Origin of the sequence: Paraburkholderia piptadeniae (assembly GCF_900007165.1) — a bacterium.
GTDB lineage: Bacteria > Pseudomonadota > Gammaproteobacteria > Burkholderiales > Burkholderiaceae > Paraburkholderia > Paraburkholderia piptadeniae.
Map to the genome: position 1 here is coordinate 104,360 of NZ_CYGY02000030.1, position 20,512 is coordinate 124,871.

At 57.8% G+C, this 20,512-nt stretch carries 16 protein-coding genes and 2 pseudogenes; 14 read left to right on the forward strand and 4 right to left on the reverse strand.

What is annotated here, in order from left to right; translation table 11 throughout:
* The first annotated feature begins 171 nt into the window (after positions 1-171).
* Positions 172-540, forward strand: coding sequence for an NUDIX hydrolase (locus tag BN2476_RS15215; protein ID WP_087735134.1), 369 nt, complete (start codon positions 172-174; stop codon positions 538-540).
* A gap of 198 nt (positions 541-738) precedes the next feature.
* On the opposite strand, the gene BN2476_RS15220 is transcribed toward BN2476_RS15215, so the two are convergent.
* Positions 739-1,698 carry a GlxA family transcriptional regulator gene (locus BN2476_RS15220; protein ID WP_087734989.1) on the reverse strand — a complete coding sequence of 320 codons (960 nt, stop codon included), beginning with the start codon at positions 1,696-1,698 and terminating at the stop codon, positions 739-741.
* Between the two features lie 109 nt (positions 1,699-1,807).
* Between BN2476_RS15220 and BN2476_RS15225 the strand changes: the two genes are divergently transcribed.
* From BN2476_RS15225 to BN2476_RS15235, 3 genes and pseudogenes are all read left to right on the forward strand, one after another.
* Positions 1,808-2,113: a putative quinol monooxygenase gene (locus BN2476_RS15225; protein WP_087734990.1), complete on the forward strand. Its 306-nt coding sequence runs from the start codon at positions 1,808-1,810 to the stop codon at positions 2,111-2,113.
* A gap of 90 nt (positions 2,114-2,203) precedes the next feature.
* Complete coding sequence (locus BN2476_RS15230) at positions 2,204-2,962, forward strand: alpha/beta fold hydrolase (RefSeq protein ID WP_087734991.1); 759 nt, start codon at positions 2,204-2,206, stop codon at positions 2,960-2,962.
* Positions 2,963-3,133: 171 nt separating this feature from the next.
* Positions 3,134-3,421 (forward strand): annotated as a pseudogene (locus tag BN2476_RS15235) (cytochrome c biogenesis CcdA family protein); the annotation flags it as partial.
* Positions 3,422-4,724: 1,303 nt separating this feature from the next.
* Here the strand turns inward: BN2476_RS15235 and BN2476_RS15245 are convergent.
* A pseudogene (locus tag BN2476_RS15245) lies at positions 4,725-6,875 on the reverse strand (TonB-dependent receptor).
* A gap of 123 nt (positions 6,876-6,998) precedes the next feature.
* On the opposite strand from BN2476_RS15245, the gene BN2476_RS15250 reads away from it, so the two are divergent.
* The 6 genes from BN2476_RS15250 (at position 6,999) to BN2476_RS15275 (ending at position 13,512) form a co-directional block, all read left to right on the forward strand.
* Positions 6,999-7,490, forward strand: coding sequence for a phosphatase PAP2 family protein (locus BN2476_RS15250; protein ID WP_328590294.1), 492 nt, complete (start codon positions 6,999-7,001; stop codon positions 7,488-7,490).
* Between the two features lie 279 nt (positions 7,491-7,769).
* A complete protein-coding gene (locus BN2476_RS15255) occupies positions 7,770-8,036 on the forward strand; it encodes a hypothetical protein (protein WP_087734994.1) in 267 nt (88 codons plus the stop codon).
* Positions 8,037-8,680: 644 nt separating this feature from the next.
* Complete coding sequence (locus BN2476_RS15260) at positions 8,681-9,478, forward strand: DUF4118 domain-containing protein (protein ID WP_087734995.1); 798 nt, start codon at positions 8,681-8,683, stop codon at positions 9,476-9,478.
* 2 nt (positions 9,479-9,480) lie between these two features.
* Positions 9,481-10,362, forward strand: coding sequence for an alpha/beta hydrolase (locus BN2476_RS15265; RefSeq protein ID WP_087734996.1), 882 nt, complete (start codon positions 9,481-9,483; stop codon positions 10,360-10,362).
* A gap of 8 nt (positions 10,363-10,370) precedes the next feature.
* Positions 10,371-11,150, forward strand: a complete 780-nt coding sequence (locus BN2476_RS15270; RefSeq protein ID WP_087734997.1) for a MipA/OmpV family protein — start codon at positions 10,371-10,373, stop codon at positions 11,148-11,150.
* A 1,159-nt stretch (positions 11,151-12,309) separates the two neighbouring features.
* Positions 12,310-13,512 (forward strand): TniQ family protein, encoded by a 1,203-nt coding sequence (locus BN2476_RS15275; RefSeq protein ID WP_268957905.1) that lies wholly within the window; start codon positions 12,310-12,312, stop codon positions 13,510-13,512.
* Positions 13,513-13,899: 387 nt separating this feature from the next.
* Here BN2476_RS15275 and BN2476_RS15280 read toward each other — a convergent pair whose 3' ends face one another.
* Positions 13,900-14,622: a hypothetical protein gene (locus BN2476_RS15280; RefSeq protein ID WP_087734999.1), complete on the reverse strand. Its 723-nt coding sequence runs from the start codon at positions 14,620-14,622 to the stop codon at positions 13,900-13,902.
* 456 nt (positions 14,623-15,078) lie between these two features.
* Between BN2476_RS15280 and BN2476_RS15290 the strand changes: the two genes are divergently transcribed.
* A complete protein-coding gene (locus tag BN2476_RS15290; RefSeq protein WP_087735001.1) occupies positions 15,079-16,368 on the forward strand; it encodes a hypothetical protein in 1,290 nt (429 codons plus the stop codon).
* A gap of 71 nt (positions 16,369-16,439) precedes the next feature.
* On the opposite strand, the gene BN2476_RS15295 is transcribed toward BN2476_RS15290, so the two are convergent.
* Positions 16,440-17,225, reverse strand: coding sequence for an Abi-alpha family protein (locus BN2476_RS15295; protein WP_160111721.1), 786 nt, complete (start codon positions 17,223-17,225; stop codon positions 16,440-16,442).
* A gap of 378 nt (positions 17,226-17,603) precedes the next feature.
* Here BN2476_RS15295 and BN2476_RS15300 point away from each other — a divergent pair, with 378 nt between their 5' ends.
* From BN2476_RS15300 to BN2476_RS15310, 3 genes are all read left to right on the forward strand, one after another.
* Positions 17,604-18,305: a hypothetical protein gene (locus BN2476_RS15300; RefSeq protein WP_087735003.1), complete on the forward strand. Its 702-nt coding sequence runs from the start codon at positions 17,604-17,606 to the stop codon at positions 18,303-18,305.
* A 304-nt stretch (positions 18,306-18,609) separates the two neighbouring features.
* Positions 18,610-19,725, forward strand: coding sequence for a DUF262 domain-containing protein (locus tag BN2476_RS15305; protein WP_087735135.1), 1,116 nt, complete (start codon positions 18,610-18,612; stop codon positions 19,723-19,725).
* Complete coding sequence (locus BN2476_RS15310) at positions 19,722-20,366, forward strand: MAE_28990/MAE_18760 family HEPN-like nuclease (protein ID WP_087735004.1); 645 nt, start codon at positions 19,722-19,724, stop codon at positions 20,364-20,366. Before BN2476_RS15305 ends, BN2476_RS15310 begins: the two co-directional genes overlap by 4 nt.
* Positions 20,367-20,512 lie beyond the last annotated feature (146 nt).

Sequence of the window (20,512 nt, forward strand, 5' to 3'; positions counted from 1 at the left end):
TGACGTTTTGATAAAAGGTTTTTTTAGGTGTTGCGCGTACGCCGCCCTCGCTTCGCGATATCACCAAGCTTCTGCTGTTCTGTATTAGGATACGCAGCTACGTCAAGCGCCCGATACGCTGGTGCATTGAGCGCGCCTCGAAAATGCCTGGAACACAAGTGGGAGATCGGTTTGAAGAAACGCGCCACCGTGATCTGTCGCAGAGGAAAGCGAATCCTCCTTGTCGCACGTAGTCAATCAAAGTGGGCTTTGCCGGGCGGGATACTCAGACGTGGAGAAGATCGCTCGGACGCCGCACTTCGGGAACTCAAGGAAGAAACCCGACTATCCGGGAAGTCAGCCAAGCACCTCTTCGACTTCCGTGGCAAGCAGAAGCACCATCACGTGTTTTCCTGCGAAATCTCGAATCGCGCCAAAGCTCGCCCGAGTAATGAAATATCCAGGTGTCGCTGGGTTCACCTTGACGACATCCCTCGCCTCATTACCAGCGAGCCGACGACTGATATCGTGAAGCTCATGAGTCAACGGCGCAGGAAGTAGCCCGGCTTTCCGGCTAGATACTTGACGTCCCGCGAACATCCCGCCATCGGGTAGCCTTCCTGTGCCGGCACTCGACCCGAGCGGTCTTCCCTGCTAACGTCGGGATGGCGGCCGTTTTCAGAGTGAAGCGTGATTCGACCCCTCGCTTCGGCTGGCAAATCCTCCTGCGGGATCCGCCACCGGGATAGTCGATAACATTCACGTCGCACGCAACTCACGGACCCCCTTACCGATCCGCCGCCTCAGCAGCGTGCGCAGCGTCACGCCGTCTGCGTAGCCGACCTGCTCGGCGATGCGATCCACGCTGAGCTTGCTCGTCTTCAGCAGATGGACGGCGCGCTCGACCCGCAGATCCTGAATGTACTCGACGGGCGTTTTACCGAGCACCTCGTTTAGACGTCGCGTCAACGTTCGCTTGCTGGTCGCCAATTCTTCGGCGGCGTCGTCGAGCGCGATGGCCGTGTCGAGGTGTTCGCGCACCCAGCGGTCGAAACGCTCGACGAGCGGGTCCGAATGGGCCAGGTGATCGGAGATCGCAAAGGCAGACTGCGACGGCCGCGAATCGAATACGAGGTACTTGCCTACAAGCGCCGCAAGCTCCGGGCTGTTATTGCGGATCAACCAGAGCGCCAGGTCGAGATGGCTCAGAGCGGCCCCCGCCGTCACCGTGCTGCCGCTGGGAACGACAATGCGATGCGCATCCAGGTGCACTTCAGGGTAACGCTGCCGGAACATCGGCGAGAGCCACCAGGTGGTGGTGGCTTCACGCCCATTGAGCAAGCCGCTTTCGGCCAGCACGAAAGTACCCGTACAGGCGGCTCCGATATGGGCGCCGGCACTGTGCCACGCGCGCAATGCAGCTAGCGCATCGATCACGTCAGCGCGGCCGAGCGAAGGCACGAGCAGGTCCGTCGTCGTCCTGTTGAGCGCCGGCACAACAACCCAATCCGGGGCAGGTCCGTCTGTCGTATCGCGGATGGGCACCTGCAGCCCAAGCGCCGTACGCACCTCTGGCCGCATCCCCGCAACGGTGATTTCGAAGCCCGGTGTGGCCATCCCCGTCGCGCGCGCCAGTTCATTGGCCGTCGTCAGGGCATCGAGCACGGTGGTGAGGCCGGTGTCGAACACCCCCTCGAGCGCCAGGACAAAAATCCGCATGGCCGAATCGATACCAAAATTGTCGATCGCGACAGTATTTCCCGGGGCGCGCCGTTTGTAAAGTGTCGCTCACCGGGTGAATGGATCACGCGGATACTGGAGAGCAAAGATGATCAAGCATGCACTATTCGTACGACTTGAAGCCAGGCCGGGAAAGGAGCAGGCCGTAGCGGACTTCCTTTCCGCCGGCCTTGAAATGACCAACCGGGAGGCGGCCACGCCGATCTGGTTCGCCCTCAGGCTGTCGCCGACGACGTTCGGCGTCTTCGACGCCTTCGCGCGTGAAGAGGATCGGCAGGCACACCTCGCCGGCGACATGGCCAACGCCCTGATGGCGCGGGTCGACGAGATGCTGGCAAGTCCGCCGTCGGTCGAGCTGATCGACGTTCTGGCCATGAAGAACGAACCGGCCTGATTCCCGGTTATCTATCGCCGATCAATCCTCGCCCGTCAAGCGCGATTGCGCGAAACGACGGGTAAACACAAAGAATCCTGGAGAGTAAAAATGTTTGCACTGCGAAATAAACTGGCTATTACCGTCCTGGTTGCCCTGGGCGCTACGATGGCTCACGCCGAGGCAAAGGCGGCTGCGAAAGATGTTGTCATTGTTCACGGCGCACTGGTGGATGGCTCCGGCTGGCGGGCCGTCCACGACATCCTGGTCAAGGATGGTTACCATGTGACGATCGTGCAAGAGCCGCTCACGGGCCTCGCCGAGGACGTCGATGCCGCCAGGCGCGTCATTGATCAGCAGCAGGGCCCGGTGGTGCTGGTCGGTCACAGCTACGGCGGCTCTGTGATCACGGAGGCAGGTGTGGACCCGAAGGTCGGTTCGCTCGTCTATGTGGCCGCACTGCAACCCGACGCCGGCGAAGCCAGCGGTCAGCTGTTGCAGAAGTTCGCCGCGCCCAACGATGCCATGCGAGCGACGCCGGACAAGTATTTCTTCCTCCCGCCGACGAAATTCCGTGAGAACTTTGCCGCGGACGTCTCGCCCTCGGACGCGCAATTCCTGGCGGACTCGCAGGATCAACTCGCCGAGAAAGCGTTGGGCGCACCGGTCTCTGTGGCGGCATGGCGAACCAAGCCCAGCTACGCCATCCTGACCACCCAGGATCATATGGTGAGCCCCCAGCTTCAGCGCTGGATGTATCAACGTTCGGGTGCCAGGGTGACCGAGGTGAGCGCAAGCCACGCTGTCTTTATCTCCCAGCCGGCCGCGGTTGCGCGAGTGATTGAAGTTGCCGCAAAGTCGACGAACTGACCGGCAATCGTCTCGATGGGGCACCTGTCGGCCTGGCGCCGACGGCCGACACCGTCGCCAGTCGGCCCGCCCCCATCGCGGATACGCACGTTGGTTGTCAAATCGCGGCAATCGCGGGTGGATGCCACTCAGCTCGGGACATAGCCATCACCCTTCACGGATGTCGCCACCATGCTCTTACTGATCCTTGCCTACCTCGGCGGTGCACTGACCATCCTCAGTCCTTGCATCCAGCCGGTGCTGCCTTTCGTATTTTCGCGAGCAGACCGCCCGTTCGCGCGCAATGGACTGCCGATGCTGGTGGGCATGGCGCCGACCTTCGCCGTGGTCGCCACGCTGACCGCCGTCGGCGGCAGTTGGGTCGTCCACGCTAACCAGTACGGCCGCTTCGTCGCCCTGGCCGTGCTCGCCGTGCTTGGCCTGACCTTGCTCTCGGAGCGCGTGGCCGAATGGATCACCACCGCTGTGGAATTCATCAGTTGATGTCGCGCATGGCCATCCAATTTCTGTCGTTTTTGACGTTCCGAACCGTCCTTTTCTACACCCGGCCGCTCCACGTCCCATCTTGCGGTAACGGCATTGCTTGAAACTCGCCTGCTCGCCGACGGCGTGTTTGGCTACGTGGAGACAGTTGCTCCAAGTACTCGCTCCCCTGACAAAGCTTTCGACACGCCACAACCGTGGGATGCGTTTTTTGAAAGAGCCGAAGCGATCCAAGAAAGACTCGGGTACCTAATGAAATGCAACTTTCCTGATACAGCCGCTGAATTGGGGAATAAACTAACCAGCTCGTGAGGTCAACAAGTGCAAGTCAGCGAATTTCATAGGGACCCGCTGCGTCCGTATCGGCTGCAGTAAGGCCGTATATACAGCCGCAGCCGATCCTGTCCATCAAAACAGGCGAAATTGCTTCGCAAACGGGAGGCCGTTCATATGTATGGACACGATTGGAGCGTGCTAGCAGTACTTCTTATATCGAACTCGCTTGACCCTTGATCCTTACCGCGACAAAGCTGTAAAACGCGAGCGCGCGCTGCGACTTCACGAATGACCTGACTGGACCGGTGACGGGGGTCGTCAACGGATTCAATCCTCGTCGTCATCGTCATGGCGATGTCTCCAGCCCCTGTACCCGCCGCGGTCCTGCCGGTAGTACGGACGCTCCCAGTATCCGCCCTCATACGGGTAACCGTAGACAGCTGGCGCAGGTGCGTAGACGACTGGCGGTGCCTCCTCATACACAACCGGCGGTGGCGCCTCGATAACTGGCCCGGGGAAACCAAAAAATACACCGATATCCGCGTGGGCGTAGGCGGTAACGGACATGCATGCGGCGGAAAATCCCACGGCGCACAACATTATGGTTCGTTTCATCACGGTTACACCTCCTGCTTCGCCGTCGCTTCCGGCACGCCTTGTTCATGCCATGACTGGAATGATATCGGGAGGCCAAAGCAGCGGTGAAACCGTGTTGTCGCTTGTGTAACAGCAGGTAACGCACGGCCTGTCCGCGCCGTCAGCCGACCCTGTTCTCGACGGCGGATGATGTCCCGAAAAGGCAGTGCTCATCCAGGCTCGTGTAGTGAACCGAACACCGAATGTTCAGGGTTTTCTGCTGGTGCGATTGCAAGGCGCATGCGCAGTCGCACACGATGTAACTCGATCTTCCGGATCTCAGTTACGCACGGCAACGTGGTGATGTGCGCCGACGTGCCTCCCGGGCCGCTACATCGCGTTGCATCTGCATCACTCCTTGTATGCGTCAGAAGTCCACCGTCGCCGACGCGAACAGCGTACGCGGCGCACCGAGCGAGATCGTGCCGAACGAGGCGACACCCGACCAGTACTTGCGATCGAACACGTTCAGCACCCCTGCGCGGAGGGTCGTGGACTTGCCATAGATGGGTGTGGTGTAGCGCGCGCCAATATCGAACGTCGTCCACGACGGCACAGACTGCGTATTCGTCTGGTCCACGTACTCCTGCCCCGTGAAATTGACGCCACCCGTGAGCGTCAGGCCTTGAACCCACGGCAGATCCCATTCCGTCCCGACGTTGGCCATCCACTTCGGCACTCCCACGGGACGATTGCCCACTGTCGACGCGCTGTTGGTCCTGGTCAGCTCGGCATCGAGCAAGGTCACGCCGCCCAGCACACGAACGCCCTTGAGCGGCTCGCCCGCGACGGTCAGCTCGAGCCCCTGATCGCACTGCTCGCTGTCGACGGTATAGACGGTGCCGTACAGTTGGCCGCTCGGCTTTGTGATCCTGAAGGCCGCCAGCGTCGCCATCACATTCCTGAAGTCGAACTTCACGCCAACTTCCTGCTGTTTCGACTTGTACGGCGCGAACACCTGTCCCGCATTCGAAGCCGCAGCCGGCGCGATATCGCCCTTGCTCAGCCCTTCGATGTAGTTCGCGTACAGCTACACGTTCTGTACCGGCTTGAAGACGATGCCCACCAAAGGCGTTACGGCGCTCTTGTCATACGACGATGTCTTCGCGCCCGTCGTCGTGTTGAAGTTGTCCGACTCGATCTGCTGCTGCCGTACGCCAGCCGTCAACTGCACACGATCGTTCAGCACGCTCAGCGTATCGGCAAGCGCCACGCCCACGAGTTGCGATGACGAAACCTTCGGCACGCGCGATGGCGATGCGATGTTTTGCGCTGGGCTCGCAATCGGCGAATAGATGTTCGACAGAACCGCCGTACCTGAATTGCTCGCCTGCGCCAGGCGATCCTGATAGATGCTCGCCTGCAGCGCGACGTTATGTTTGACGGGACCTATAGTGAAGTTTGCGCGCAAGCCGGTGTCGGCGCTCCAGCGGTTCACCTGGAATTTCCAGTTTTGCGGTGTTGAGCGCGTATCGCCTGCGGCGTTGAGGATCGTCGGCGTCTGATCCGACAGTCGCGCAACATCGGTCTTCGCGCCACCCGCATCGGCAAACACCGTCACGTTGCTGTTCACGTCGTACTCAGCGTGCAACAAGGTCGACTGATCGTAGGACTTCCACCAGCTCCACGGCTGCGTGACATTGCGTCGGCCATCCGCCGCGGACGGCACCTGAATGCCTGGGGCGACGAGGAACGGACGCGTCGGCGCATCGACCCATTGATACTGTTCGATCACATCGAGCGTTGCGCGGAATTTCTCGCCCTGATAGTCCAGCGACAACGCGCCGACATCGGCACGCGAAGACTGGTTGTCGAGCGGCGTGCCGCCCTGTCGATGCAGCCCGTTGAACCGGATACCGAACTGTCGGTCGCTGCCGAACCGTCGGCTGATATCGACATGTCCGCCCACCTGGGAATCTGAGGTGTAGTCGACGGTGAAGCGCGTCAGATCTTTCGAAAGCGGACGCTTCGGCACGACGTTGACCACGCCGCCGACGCCGCTGTTCGGTGACATACCGTAGAGCGACGCGGCTGGCCCCTTGAGCACCTCGACGCGCTCGACGTACTCGGGGAATACGTGATAGTTGGGCACAACACCGTATACGCCGTCGAATGCGAACTCGCTCAGATTCCCTTCGTTAATCGGAAAGCCGCGAATGTAAAACGAATCCGTCACGCCGCCCGTCTGCCCGGTGAAGCGGATCGACGGATCCTTGTTCAGCACGTCGGCGAGTGTGGTCGCTTGCTGATCTTCCATGCGCTGCGACGTGTAGTTGCTCACGCTGAACGGTGTGTCCATCACACTCTTGTTGCCCAGCAATCCCAAGCGGCCGCCCTTCGCGACCTGGCCGCTTGCGTACGCCTCGGGGAGCTCATCCGCCGCCGCGTCAGCCTTGACCACGACGGCGGGCAACTCTTTCTGCTTTTCGCTCGTTTCCTCCACGGAGTCGGTTTGCACCTGGGCGAACGCAGCGGCGCTCAAACCGGTGGTGAACGCGCCCGCGAAGGCGAGTTGCATCGCCAGCGCCAACGGGTTGAAAGCGAGCGGCGACAGTATGGTCACGGAGGAGGCCGACTGAATGGCAAGGCGACAAGGCCGGAGTAGCATGATTGTTAAATTGATGTTTTTGTTAAGGAAAATCTGTTCAGACCAACAGTCTTTCGATTCGCGAACAATAACGTTAATACGATTGGCACATTTAATGAGAGTAGTTCCCACACGCCGCTGCCAGACGGGCAGGCGGCGTTCAGCCTGTTGACCTACGCGTACCTCGGGTGGGTGCTTACCCGCCGACAATCTTCGCCCTGGCGCGTCAGAGTCTTCACGGCGGTCGTGCTCTGGATCGTGATGGGCGGACTGGCCGATCTGTATCCGGGCCGGACGTGGCTTTCCGGACTGCTTGGCGGCTGGGCGCTCGGCCTCGCGTGGCTCGCCGTATTTGCCGGCGCATACACCTGGTGGCACGTTTCCGATGATGTGCGACCCGGACCCCTGGCGCTGCTGGTCGTCGGAACATTCGCAGTTGCCGGAGCATGGCAGTTCTCCGGACACGCGCAGCCCGCCAGGGAGATTTCCCAGGTTTGGCGACCCACCACTTATTTGTCCACTGCCCAATGGCTCGACACCGGCTGACAACGATTGCCGGCACGGCGGACAGAAATCGGTGGCGACGAGGAAGAGCCGCTGCCGCTGCGGGGGGCGGCAAACGAAGAAGCCATCATGAGCGCCCTGAAGCGCGCCGGGTGGGAGCCCGCACCTGCATGGTAAGTGCACTCGGCGCCTGGCTGGCTGCTGCCACAGACCCAAAGTGACCGGTTACCGGTGCTGCCAAAATACTCGCACGGCGAACCCTCTCAGCTTCTCCCGGTGCGTACAGAGCCTGACATATCGGGAAGCCGTCTGGTGCTCCGCATGTGGCGTTCGCATGTCGCCGTGCGCGACGTAAGCGGCGACAAGCTACTTTGGTATGGTGCCGTGTATCGGGAGGAGTTCTATCGCCCGGCACACCTGGTCACGATCGCCAAAACGCAATACGTCGCGATCCCTTCGATGATCACCACGCTGCTGGGACTTCAGCAACAGACAGTGATCCGTTCAGCCAACATGCACGGCGCGCTCCGTTACGCGATACTTATATGGCCAGTGTCGGCGCAACAGCAAGGGCTTTCAGTACAGTGAGTGCCGGTAATCAGTCAGGCAATAGCCATTCGTTTTGGGCGTTCGCGTCGCATTTGCAGCATCGTCCACCGTTCAAGTCCCGGCCGATTCGGGCACTGATTTTCGGTCAATTGGCATCCGACTATCAATTTGCATCACCCTTGCGCTTCGCTGATCCTCCGTAGTCGGACGGACACCTGCGTGAGCACGTTTGTCGCGTCGAACCGACCGATACTGCTGCACTCCTTCACGAGGAATCCCGGGGACCCGTATTAGGTCTTCGGGCTAGCCGAATATAAATGGCCGCTTGCAGACGCGTCGAGGCGCGACGCGGAATACAGCGACGCACACCCAGGATATTCGATGACAACGACGTGATACTCTGCGCGCACGAAGACATCGGCAAGTGGCAGCCTGGCTTCCACCGACTCTTCGTTGCCTTGATAGACAATGAACGTCTCGCGCGGCTCGCGCCCTGCCGGCGTTAAAACGCATCGACGTGTGGAACGCGCATGGCGACTGCGCCGGCTACGAGTCGCACAAGTAAAGGACAATCGCACGCGATCGACGATCCGGAACCTTCAACGATCATATGCATCACCGTATTAAAGCTTCTCACCCAAACGCCGTTACAAGGTGAATGTCACATTTTTCGCGTCAAATACATGAAAGTCAGGAATTCTCGACGGTGGGCGCCGCGTGGCCGAAATCGGTGGATCATCGCCGTCGCGGCACTTTTTATCGCCGCCTTCATCCGTACGGTCCTTCACCCGCTGCTCGGCCCGATCATGCCGGGCACCGCCTTTCTCATCGCCGCTGTACTTGTGGAGTACTACTGCGGCCTCGCGCCCGCGCTCTGCGTGATGGTGACCGGGCTCTGTCTCGCCGATTATCTGTTCGTGCCGCCGTACGGCCGCATCGAGGTCATCGATGCTTCGGACATCCGGCTGCTGGTCTCGTATCCCCTGATAACCATCCTCGTCATCACGCTGGTCGAGCGGTTGAGACGCGCGCAATATCGCGCCGAATTGCTGGCGGCGGTGGCGCAGTCGCGCTACGAAATGCTCCTGCGACACGACAACGAGCGGCTCCTCGCCCGGCGCGCCACGGATGAAATGCATCGCATGCTGCATCACATCGCGCAGTACAACCGCTCGCTCATTATCATCAAGGCGCTCGATTCGGCGAACAGCGCGCCGCCGGGCAGCTTCGTCGCCGCGGCGGCGACCGCGACGCCCAGCGGCATTATCGACGACGCATCGTTTCGCGCGGGCATCGCATACGGCGCAAGGCATACGCAGGTGCACCAGGAAGACCTCGCCCGCCTGAGCGACCGTCTGTCGCCCGGTCATCACCGCATGCGTTTCCATTCGGGCGACCGGAACTGGCGGCCCCTCCAATGCGTTTGCGAACGATTCATCACGCCGTCCGGCGAATTTCTGATCCTGCGTGCGGAAGACTGACGATGAACACACCTCATTTTTCGAGTGCGCAAAACAGCGACCACGCTGTTCTGCTATTGCACGGCCTGTCGAGTTCGCCGCTCGAATTGCGTTTCCTCGCGCGCTTTCTTGCCGACGAAGGCTTCGCGGCCCACACACCGGAACTGCGCGGCTACAGCGCGGGCACAGCGCACTTGCCGATGGAGCAATGGGTCAGCGCTGCCGTCGCGGAGTTCGACGCGCTTGCTGCGCAATATCGACACGTCTCCGTCTGCGGTCTCTCGATGGGCGCGACGCTCGCGGCAGCGCTCGCGCACGAGCGGCCGGCCGCCCGTGCGTTGCTGCTTCTGTCGATCACGCTCAACTACGACGGCTGGGCAATCCCCTGGTACCGCTTTCTGCTCGACTATGTCTACTACACGCCGATGCGCTCGCGATACCGCTACCGCGAGCACGAGCCCTATGGCCTGCGCAACGAGGCATTGCGCTCGAAAATCGCCCGCGCGATGCAGAAGAATGAGATCAGCGAAGTCGGACCCGCATCCATCGCGATGCCCGCCCTGCACGAAGCGAGCCGTCTCGCAGGCTCGGTGCGCAGAAAGTTGAAGAACATCGAGAACGATTGCCTGATCATTCACGCAATCGACGACGAGACGTCGAGTCCGCATAACGCGCGTTTCGTCGGCGCAAACATCGGAGCGTCATTTCTTCGCACCATCTGGCTCGACGATTCGTTCCACATGATCACGACCGATAACGAACGCGAAGTCGTCGCGCGGGAATGCGCGCTTTTTCTGCGCGAGAGTGCCGCGGCGTTCGCGTCCAGCAACAATCCGACGCCCATCGTGTCGCGCGCGCTCGCTCGCCGCTTGCGGCAACTGGCGACGGTGGCGCGGAAAACATGAGTCAAAAGATGTTATCGATCAGAGGCCGTTGCATTGCGCTCGCCACGGCAGGCGCGTGTTGCATGACGGGGCTGGCAAACGCCGCCGAACCGCAGGCCGACAGCGACTGGAAGCTGTCGGTAGGTCCGGGCATGTATCTGTTTCCGAAGTTCCCAGGCTCGTCGCAACTCCAGGTTCTTCCGTTCCCCGTGCAGGACATTTCGTGGAAGGACCGTGTATTTTCGCAGGGTCCGGATGTGCTCGGCGTCAACGTGCTGCGCGGCGAGAACCATCACGTCGGCATGTCGGTGAGCTTCGACTTTCAGTCGAGATCCTCATCCGACGATCCGCGGCTCAAAGGGCTGCCCGACGTGCACTACGGGCCGAAGCTGCGCCTCTTCGCCGACTACACGTGGTGGGCGTTCACTGGGTCGGCTGCGATCTATCAGGACATCGCTGGAACAGGACAGGGCCTGACCGCGATGGCCGATTTGTTCGTATCCGCGCCGCTCGGAAAGCTTCTCGTCTCGATGGGCCCAGGCATTACGTGGGCGAATTCGACTTACACCAAAACGTTCTTCGGCGTGAATGCGCAAGAAAGCGCCGCCTCGGGATTGCCTCAATACAGCACGGGCTCTGGCTTGCGCGACGTCCACTTCAATCTGAACGCCGGCTATGAGTTCAACCGGCATTGGTCACTGAACCTTGCGGCTTTGGTCGGGCGCCTCGAAGGATCCGCCGCAGGTAGTCCAATCACCGAGCGCCGCCTCGACCTCAACGGGATGGCCTCCGTGCTCTATCGTTTCTAACGACATGCCATTTTTGCGCGTCCTGCCGATGCCGGAATGAACCCGGCCCGCGCATTCCGCTTCGGTTCGAGGCGAAGGTCTGTGAACCGCGCAGGTGGGTTGCTTGCCCCGCTGCCGCATTGTGATGAAAGCCTGTGGTGGAGCGCGTAACTGGGCTCGGCGGCTCTCCGCAATGGGACATCACGTGCAGATCATCGCCCTCGATTCGCCAAGCCCTTCGTCAAATCCCAGAAGAACGATCGAAACGATGCGGAGGCGATCGTTGAAGCCACGGGATCACCGGTCGAAAGCTGACGCCCGATGTCAGCCGGTCGTTTGGGCTAACCGAGGAACCTCACAATAGATTCCGACAGGGAGCGCGCGAGAAGTCTACGGTTGGCAATCAGGTAGGCTATCGTCGCACGCTGGTGACCCAACCGGGTCCGATAACGCGCCGTCGAGGCGAAGTGCTGAACCCAGCCCTTCGAGACCGTCACCCTGTCGAATACATGAGCGCCGCAGGAGAGTTCCGTCTGCCGGGATATTACCTCTTCGCGCCGGATTGATGACGAGGACGCACTGCTGATCGCCAAAGCCGCCGAACTGTGCCGTAGTGTGGAGCAGTTTTCCTGATCTCTCTGCGGGCGGCGAACCGTCCCCGTGCATGCGCGCTCCCACGCCGTCTCACACCCTCGCGGCGCTTCCAGTGCAGTCCCGGTCCACGCCTTGATTTTTTTAGCAAACGACGCCGGACGTCACGATGACTACAAGGCAGCCTAAAAGGCGGCGGCTTCAAAGTTCGAGTAAGTCATCTCCGGATATAGCCGTCGAAATCCATCTCTGCATATTCGAACTCCTCAAAGAACATCATGAGACCGCGGATGGAGGTGGGCCAAGTGTCTCGAAGCCATTGCGGATGCCCTCTTACGTGTCGCCCAGCCTCCAGCAAATTGCGGCAAGACAGCGATAGGTGTTTCAGGCGTTTTCGCTGCAGTTCTTTCCAAGGACGGCGATCACTTCGCTCCATCTGAAGGCCCGTAATTTGCCGCACCGGTCGGTCCGGCTCTACCAGTTGCCAACTGTTCAAGACTCCAAGCTTATCCAACCGCGCCGCCGCATCCTTAAGATGATCAAAATCACAGTCGGAGACTCGAATCCGTGAATAAGTGCATATCACGGAATACATCCGCGGTCGCTTGCTATGCGCGCGGTTGCACCTCTATTCCGTGACAACGAAGGGCATATGCGACGCACAATAAGGCTTAGCTACTACGACTTAACGATGCATGGGCTTTCGGAGACGGCAGCCGCTTGGGTCGACGCACTTGAGAGACTCACTATGCGCAACGACCTCGCCCTGAGGACTCTGCTTCCGTTATCGGCTGTTGTCTCTTCCTTCAAGCTGCTTTCGAAGATTGAACGCTTCTGCGCATGCTGTTATCGCGATGATGAGGTCGCTGGTCGCCCTAAATACAATCGATTGCTCTGGTCGATCGATTGCGTTGAGGCATGCCCAATTCATAATGTACTTCTTCAAACCGTCCCTTACGCTAGAGATAGAAAACAGTACAAGTTTTGGGTTCCGGGCTTATCACGTCTTGACGGCGCCAACCTCGCCAAGTACGCGGCCCGAGACGCCGACGAAGAGCAGGCACAGTCGGCGCGCCTCGTCGCAGATATGTTGGACGATATTTATCAGTATCCCGACGCCTTCGCCCATGGTTGTTCACCAGACAAATTTGTGCGTCATGCCGTCAGTACGCTATTTGGTGGACAGCCCATGCGTCTTGCAAATCATCTCGGTATCGCCCGCTCCGATGTGTGCGGTTGGTGCTCGGAGAAGATGAAGCCGAGCCTCCCTCGGATGGTACTTCTAGCGTACTGCTGCGGTTGCTGCGTGTCCGACGTGCTCCTTGGGAACAGAGTTATGTTGAGAAAAGTGTATCGAACCTCTGACGCTGATCCATTAAATTGTCGGTCAGATAAACCGTCTGAAACGCTGCTTGAGGAATTGGAGTTCGTTTTCCGATCGGGTTCGGCGCAAAACCTTCATCAGGCTGCTCAGCTTCTTGGTGTGACCGAAAGATATTTGCACAAGCTGGCGCCGGACATTGCTGCGAGTCTAGTGCAAGAAGGAATGCAGAAACGGCGTAGCGCCAAGGACCAACGGGCAGAAGCGCGCTTTCACGACTTCTGGCAATCGTTCCAAGATCTACGCTCTCAGGGCAGCTACCCAGTTCGAGAGAAAGTAGCGGCACGGATGCGCCGGCTGACCGGGACGCGCCTCAATTTCTATGAAGCTGCCCGCTTCCATGCACGAGCGTGCCGTCAAGCGGAGACGACACCTCACTCGGGTACTGCGCAGAGAGGCGACGCAGACTAGATTATGGATTAAGTCCAAGTTTGGACGAATCTTCGCCCAAGACAACCAATTCGCGTCGACATTAATTGATGAACTCTACAAACCACCTGTAGAGGAACTCGATTGGCTTCCGGAAATTCAACCAAATAACTTCCAATTTGGCTGATTTCACCCCATCGAAAGGCCTCCGTCGCCGCATTTGTTACTCAAATAACTTCCGAAGTTGACAGGTTTCAACCACATATCTTCCGTGATCATTCGGCGTTGCCACCGGCCAACTGAAGCGCCCCGTGGGCAACCGGACCATGAACGTACCAGATTAAGCGACTCAAGATCGGCCTAAGCCGACGGTCGCGCGTCGACGCTGATATGGCCGCACACTGCTGCTCACCGGTCGCTCGCCGAAGATTAGGGCGTCATGGTCGCAGTCAGGTGTGTGATCAACCCTGGCAGCAGGCGGCACAGGGCGATCCGGCTATCCAGTTCGGCGCGATAGAGAACCAGCTTTGCCTCATCGAATTCGCCGCCGAGATGAAATACACCAGGTGCCTCGATCGGGACACGGCAGGTTATGGTCGTTGTGCCGCAGTGGCTGTATGCGTTGTAGCGCGTTCTTGCGTAACGCATCTGCTCGACACCTTCGGCTCTCACGCCCAGCGCGGCGGCGTTCCACCCCAACTGGTCGACCGCCAGATATCCCTGCGTCTGCTTGTCTTCCTCCCACACCTTCTCCCAGTAGTGCGCCTTGACGGGCTTTCTGTTTTTCCATCCGATGATCAGCGGGTCGTCGGTCGAGCACAGGATTGACATGGCGATTCCCTCGACGACCTGGCGCATCACGTTGCCCGCAGGGGATAGCTTGCCGGTCAGCAGTAGCTTCGTCGATATCACTAGGTCATCGAGTACGCCGTACATGAATGCCGAGACGAGGCTGGTACGCTGGGTATTGATCTGTGCCGCCGCGTTTTTGAGCTTGTCCATCGAGCGGAAGCAGCCGGCGAGCGCTTCACTCAGCGCGAGGATCGGTTCGCTTAGGTGCTCGGCAAAGCGGTCCTTCGCCCATTGCTCGTTACTGAACAGTTCCTGCATCAGGGCTTTGGCGTCGGTAGGATCGACGATCGGCATCGGCATCGGAAATCTCCGGGTGTTCGGGCGAAGTGTAGCGCTACGGCTCGCCATTTCTTGGGCCGCGACCGGTCGAGCCTGTTACGCTTCCGGTTCCACAACCATTGACACCTGAACTCACACGATGAACACGGGATTCGTTATCCTGGGGCAAGTGGCGGCAAGCGCGACGCATATCGAGGTGGCCTGCACGCGTTGCGAGCGTCACGGGCGTTATCGGCTAGCGAAGCTGGTTGCGTCGCTGGGTGCAGATTTCCCGATGACCGATCACGGATCGGAGATAACCGATTGCACACGAAGGAACGCCACGTCTGCGCAGGTTCGTTGCGACGTGTACTTTCCCGATCTGCCGAAAAACATGAACGGCGGCGATCCGGTACGGCCACGGCCAGACGAAACGGACGACGACTGATCTAGCGCGAGCACCACGGGAATACCTGACAGACCAGAACAAGGACCAAGATGCTGATTGACCTAGATGAACTCGTCGCGGAATGCCCCGACCCGCGATCCCGAAAATATATCCGCGAGTCCGTCCAATGCTACAAGGCGGGTGCTTATAGGGCCTCGGTGGTCGCCTGCTGGATAGCTGTGGCCTTCGATCTGGTAGACAAGATCCGCGAACTAGCTGCATCCGGGGACGCTATGGCTGCTGAAACTATTGCAAAGTTCGACAAAGCGAGGCAAAACCACGACATTCCTGCTGCGCTGGCTTTCGAGAGGGACTTGTTATCGATTGCTCGTGACAAATTTCAATTCATTTCGCATATCGAGTTCGTCGATCTGGAACGCCTGGTAGAGGACCGCAATCGATGCGCGCATCCCTCGAAGGTCTCTGACACAGAAGTCTTCGAAGCAACCCCGGAGCTCGCCCGACTCCATATCGTCAATGCAACCCGCTACGTGCTGTCTCAACCAGCCGCACAAGGAAAGCAGGCGCTAGAACGGCTGGTCACAGAGCTGGATTCCAATTTCTTCCCATCGAAACGGGACGACACGCTTGTGTTTCTGCGGGCGAGTGCGCTGGCTAAACCGCGAGAATCCCTACTGCGAAGCTATCTCAGCATTCTCCTGAAGCGGCTGATGAAAGAGGTCGAACTCGGCTGGGAAGCGTCAGCCCGCACGTCCAACGCATTCTTCGCCCTCTCAGAGATCCACCCCGAACCATGGAAGCGGATGGTCCCTGAACTACTGTCGGCACTGGTTCCGAACCTTCAGCAGGATGACCAGCTGACTCGCACGGTGAAGTTCATCGGGAACGGCGAAGGCATGAAGCTTTGGCCAGTTATTGGGGAAGCGGACAGGCTGCGTCTGATCACTTTTGTAGAGAACCTGCCGTCCCCGAGTTTCGATGCAGTCGAAACCCTGCTCGAAGACGCGGCATCCCCGTTTTTCGAGTCTACGAACGCGCGTGTCAATCGGGCATCCTCCGAGGATCTTTTTAACGGTTTCTGGTTCGATACACCCGAAGCCGTGATCGATCGTATGCTGTCCTTCTATCGGCATTCTCAAAGCTTTGCGCAGGCGAACGATCTGGCAAAAAAGTTGCGATACGGGCTACACGACTCGAAAAAGCCTTACGAGCGTCTAGCCCGCCTGGCGAGCATCGCGGTACAAAATGAACAGGTAAAGCACAGCAATCAGTTCCCAACGTTAGTCAAGGAATTTGTCGCTGCGAAGATGAAGGATAAGGAGCGTGCAAAAAATATACTGCGCGAAGCGAAGCTTGATGACCTCGCCGATGAACTCTAAGCCTTTCAGCGACAAAAAAGCCCCCGGAAACCCGGGGCGTTTTTTTGTTTTCGGGGAGACCGGTTCGCCCGTTAGGTCGCGCCTGCGATCTTGTAGAAGTCCCGCAAGTCTCCGAAATGTCCGCGTGCCCTCGCGTAGAAGTGCAAGCAGAGGGGCGTCGGCTGGACTTCCACTGAGTCGTCCGCTGATCTTTCCGAGACATGTCCGCCATTTGGATGAATCAGTCCGATAGTCCGAAGGCGCTGCAGCGAAGAGGCGAGTTCCAGGACGCTCGTGCATCCAGAAATGTCGAGCCATTCGGAGGTCGATCGCTCAATAGTCTCGTCTGCCTGCACCTGATATTTCATGCCATCAACAATCGGCATGTCATCACACACATTTGCAATGATTCGGGCTTGCCCGGTCGTCATGTTTTTCAAGAGATCGAAAAACAGTAAGTTCTCGTCGGTTCCTCCCTCAGCCGTGCAGGAAGTTGCGAGAAGACCGGCCCAAAGAGACTGAAGCGTTGGGTCGTCGGTCCACGACCCATCTTCCAGAACGCGTGCCACGATGCGTGGCTGGGCCGACAGGACTGGCTCGATACTTTCAATTATTGCACCTGTCTCGTCCAGGATTTGGGCCGCGTTATTCGCACGCCATGCGCGCACTTGATCGGCAAAATATTGACCTAGTTCTTTCGCCGCCGGCCCACAAATCAGTGCCAACCCATTGAAGACGCGGTTCGTCGCGGTTTTTGCGACTTCCACCGCTACCTCTGTTACAAGCCGCTCGCCATCCACGATCGCATCTCCATCAAGGTTGCAGGTTTCGAGATTATCAGCAAATGCTTTATGCGCGACAAGAACGGCGACCGACACCCGGGGGCTGGTCAGGCGGCCAGCTTGAGGCGGCGCGCGCACAAAGAAAATCGCGCTCGTAACCCGAGGGTCCTCAATTCAAGCTTAGCTACGTAATGCGCAGCTTTCGGCGGGTTTGTTCAGAGTCCAAGAGGGCGAATGACCGAAACGGGTGACATCGTCCGATCGACCATTGGGGCTCATGTCATCCACAAAACATGAGCCCGCGCCGTTATCTTTGCTTTGAGAATACAATAGCCATTGAGCCGACAAAATCACCGCAAATATATGCTCAAACGTCGAGTACCTCCGACCCTCAGAAAAATTGGGTTCACAATCGTAAGCTCGGATCGACGCACGTTTTTTGAACGAGCGGACCCTATCGCCAGACACCCATTTGTGTTGACGATCATCGCTTTTATATTGTCTGGATTAATTGGAACGTGGCTTACTGTGCGTTACCAGCGAGAGCAGCATGAGCAGGAGGTGATCAGAAAGAATATGGATGATGTTCGTCTATCGATCGACACGACGAATCAGGCATTCGAAGATTTTCTTGACGCAGCTTCTGTATTGAATGATGACATTACCATAGGTGCAGAAAATAAGCGGTTAGAAGAGGATAAGGAGATTTTCTGGAAAGCTAGGCGCGACTTAGATAGCAAACTTGCGATCGAAACTCCCCGAATACGACAAGCAATGCCGCTCGGGGCCGGTGGCATGTTTCAGCTGAGCACGAGCCTTATCCGGGTCGGCGTGATGACGATTGCTGATTGCTTTAAATCTGGCGAAGTGATAGATATCCCGAATGCGGGATCAAATGGAAGAAAACTCGAGTGTAAACACAGTGATCAAATGTTTTCCATTAAGTATGCCGATGAGCGAATAGCCAAGGTTCAGCTTTGTGTCACTGATATTTATTTCGCAATTCGTCCAAGTCCATTTAATGACCTCAACACTGAGACGATTGTCGATAGTATCGGTCGCAGCGTTAAAAATTTGGGTGCCGTTTGCAACGGTGTGACGATGTTAGGGTTGCCGTATGATAAAACTTACGGAAAATACATAAATCAGAGCAACATGTTATATCCCGATAATTGATAATTAATAAAGGGATTCGAAAGCAAAAAGGCCGGCATGTCAACCTGTCAGCGCTGAATGTCCGCAATGGCCGATGCTCGCTTTCGTTGTGAGGCAGGGCTCGGCCATTGCGGCCATGCGCCATCGCGGGAATGCAGTCATCTCAGCGGCCACTCCGCATCGATTACCGGCCAATCGCCGAGCGATCTCGCAGCTGCGGGCAGACCCTACCGTATGGACCCGAGCGGTACAATTCGAGATTCCGAATGGCGCAAGCAATGTTTGGTCTAGAATTGGCGAACTAGCTAGAAATAAGGGCCCGAACATGACAGCTCAAGAATTGACAGCAGAACTCAAGGACGCCCGTCGACAGGTAATCGCCGACGGCTACGAAATGTCTTTTGGTGAAATCGCCACGATGTATAAGTCGGGCGAACTCGTCATTGACCCCAACTACCAGCGTCTTTACCGTTGGGAAGAATCCCAGCGCACACGCTTCATTGAGTCTCTGTTACTAGGCATCCCCATTCCGCCTATTTTTGTATTCCAACGTGAGAGCGGAGTTTGGGAATTGATTGACGGCTTGCAGCGCGTTTCTACGGTTCTTCAGCTGATGGGAGAGTTGCGCCACCCAGACCAGGGTTTATATCCGTCTTTGGTCTTAGGCGGCACGAACTTACTTCCTGGTCTGGCGGGGATGAAGTGGCGCTCGGATAACGGCGATGACGACGACGTCTTCAGCACGGCGTTGCAGCTTGAAATTAAACGAGCCCGCGTGCGCGTCGAAATCGTGCGTAAGGAGAGCGACGAAGATGCCAAATACGAGGTCTTCCAGCGTCTTAATACTGGCGGTACGAAGTTGAGCGAGCAGGAGGTGCGTAACAGCGTGCTCGTGATGCTTAATACGCAATTCTACAATTGGCTCGTGCATTTGACTGATCGGGCATCTTTCAGAGCTACTGTTCAGCTCACCAACACGCAACGTGATGAGCAACAAGCTGTGGAGATTGCCCTCCGGTTTATCGCGTACCGGCAGTTCCCGTATCAGCGAGGTCTAGACGTCAATGAATATTTGGATGTTGCAGCCCGACACCTAGTCAAACTAGACGGGCCGACGCTTGAGCAGGAGCGGAATCTGTTTGAATGGACTTTCGATACGTTGCAGCAGGTGGCAGGTGATGACGTTTTCAAACGCTGGAATGGCGACCGCCACCTTGGCGCTTTCTCCATTTCCGCATTTGATGCGATCACTTACGGCGTGTCGGTCAATCGTATCGCTATAACAGACTTGACTGATGAAGAGAGACAGGAGTGGCTATCTAGGCGTGTGCACGACCTCTGGTCCGACGACACGTTCCAAGCTAATTCGGGCTCTGGTGTGCGTGGAACTACGCGCCTAACGAACCTGCTCCCATATGCTGTTCAGTTTTTCCGACCATGAGACAGCTAAGGACTGTGGATCTGCTCTTGGAGCATTTGGACGAGGACATGGCTTGGCGTATCAAAGAGGTGCATCAATTCAAGACCGCCGTAGAAAAGGCAAGCGGCAAAAATGTTGATGCACATATTCGAGCAGGCATCGCCATGTTGTATGCGCATTGGGAGGGATTCGTAAAGGGCGCGGCCAACGCTTACGTGAACTATGTGTCGCACAGGGCGAACCAAAATAGAGACCTCAAACCATGTTTTGTGGCGTTGGGTATGAAGACCAAATTGGCGTCTGCCAACGCTTCATCGAAATCAGAAGTTGTCATCGACGCCGTAACGTATTTGCTAGATGAATTGAATCGACCGATCCGGCTTCCGCGATCTGAGGCAATCGGCGGAGAAAGTAATTTGAGTTCACTAGTTTTCCTTAATATCACCGGTTGGATCGGCATAGATTCGACCCCGTACTCGACGCGATTTCCGTTAATTGATGCTACCTTGCTCGATAATCGCAATCGTATTGCACACGGGGAGTACTTGAGCGTCAACGCGGAGAGATTCTACGAACTTACGGGCGAAGTGTTGGAGATGCTTCGCTGGTTCAAAACGGATATCGAAAATGCCGCGGTTCAAAACTCATTCTTAAAGGCCTGATCATTCGGTATCCGAGTGGTAGTCTCGATGTTCGATACCAACTGATGGCAATCACGCAAACGTCGTTTGCTAGCATATGCCGCTCAAAGCAAGGAGCGATTCCTTTAACGAGAGGCACCGATGGCCGTTTGGCTGTCGGAATCGGC

Coding starts and splice junctions, on each gene's coding strand:
- BN2476_RS15305 (WP_087735135.1), top strand. CDS start 18,610: ATGACAGCTCAAGAATTGACAGCAGAACTCAAGGACGCCCGTCGACAG.
- BN2476_RS15265 (WP_087734996.1), top strand. CDS start 9,481: ATGAACACACCTCATTTTTCGAGTGCGCAAAACAGCGACCACGCTGTT.
- BN2476_RS15260 (WP_087734995.1), top strand. CDS start 8,681: ATGAAAGTCAGGAATTCTCGACGGTGGGCGCCGCGTGGCCGAAATCGG.
- BN2476_RS15220 (WP_087734989.1), bottom strand. CDS start 1,698: ATGCGGATTTTTGTCCTGGCGCTCGAGGGGGTGTTCGACACCGGCCTC.
- BN2476_RS15290 (WP_087735001.1), top strand. CDS start 15,079: ATGCTGATTGACCTAGATGAACTCGTCGCGGAATGCCCCGACCCGCGA.
- BN2476_RS15280 (WP_087734999.1), bottom strand. CDS start 14,622: ATGCCGATGCCGATCGTCGATCCTACCGACGCCAAAGCCCTGATGCAG.
- BN2476_RS15230 (WP_087734991.1), top strand. CDS start 2,204: ATGTTTGCACTGCGAAATAAACTGGCTATTACCGTCCTGGTTGCCCTG.
- BN2476_RS15270 (WP_087734997.1), top strand. CDS start 10,371: ATGTTATCGATCAGAGGCCGTTGCATTGCGCTCGCCACGGCAGGCGCG.
- BN2476_RS15225 (WP_087734990.1), top strand. CDS start 1,808: ATGATCAAGCATGCACTATTCGTACGACTTGAAGCCAGGCCGGGAAAG.
- BN2476_RS15310 (WP_087735004.1), top strand. CDS start 19,722: ATGAGACAGCTAAGGACTGTGGATCTGCTCTTGGAGCATTTGGACGAG.
- BN2476_RS15255 (WP_087734994.1), top strand. CDS start 7,770: ATGTGGCGTTCGCATGTCGCCGTGCGCGACGTAAGCGGCGACAAGCTA.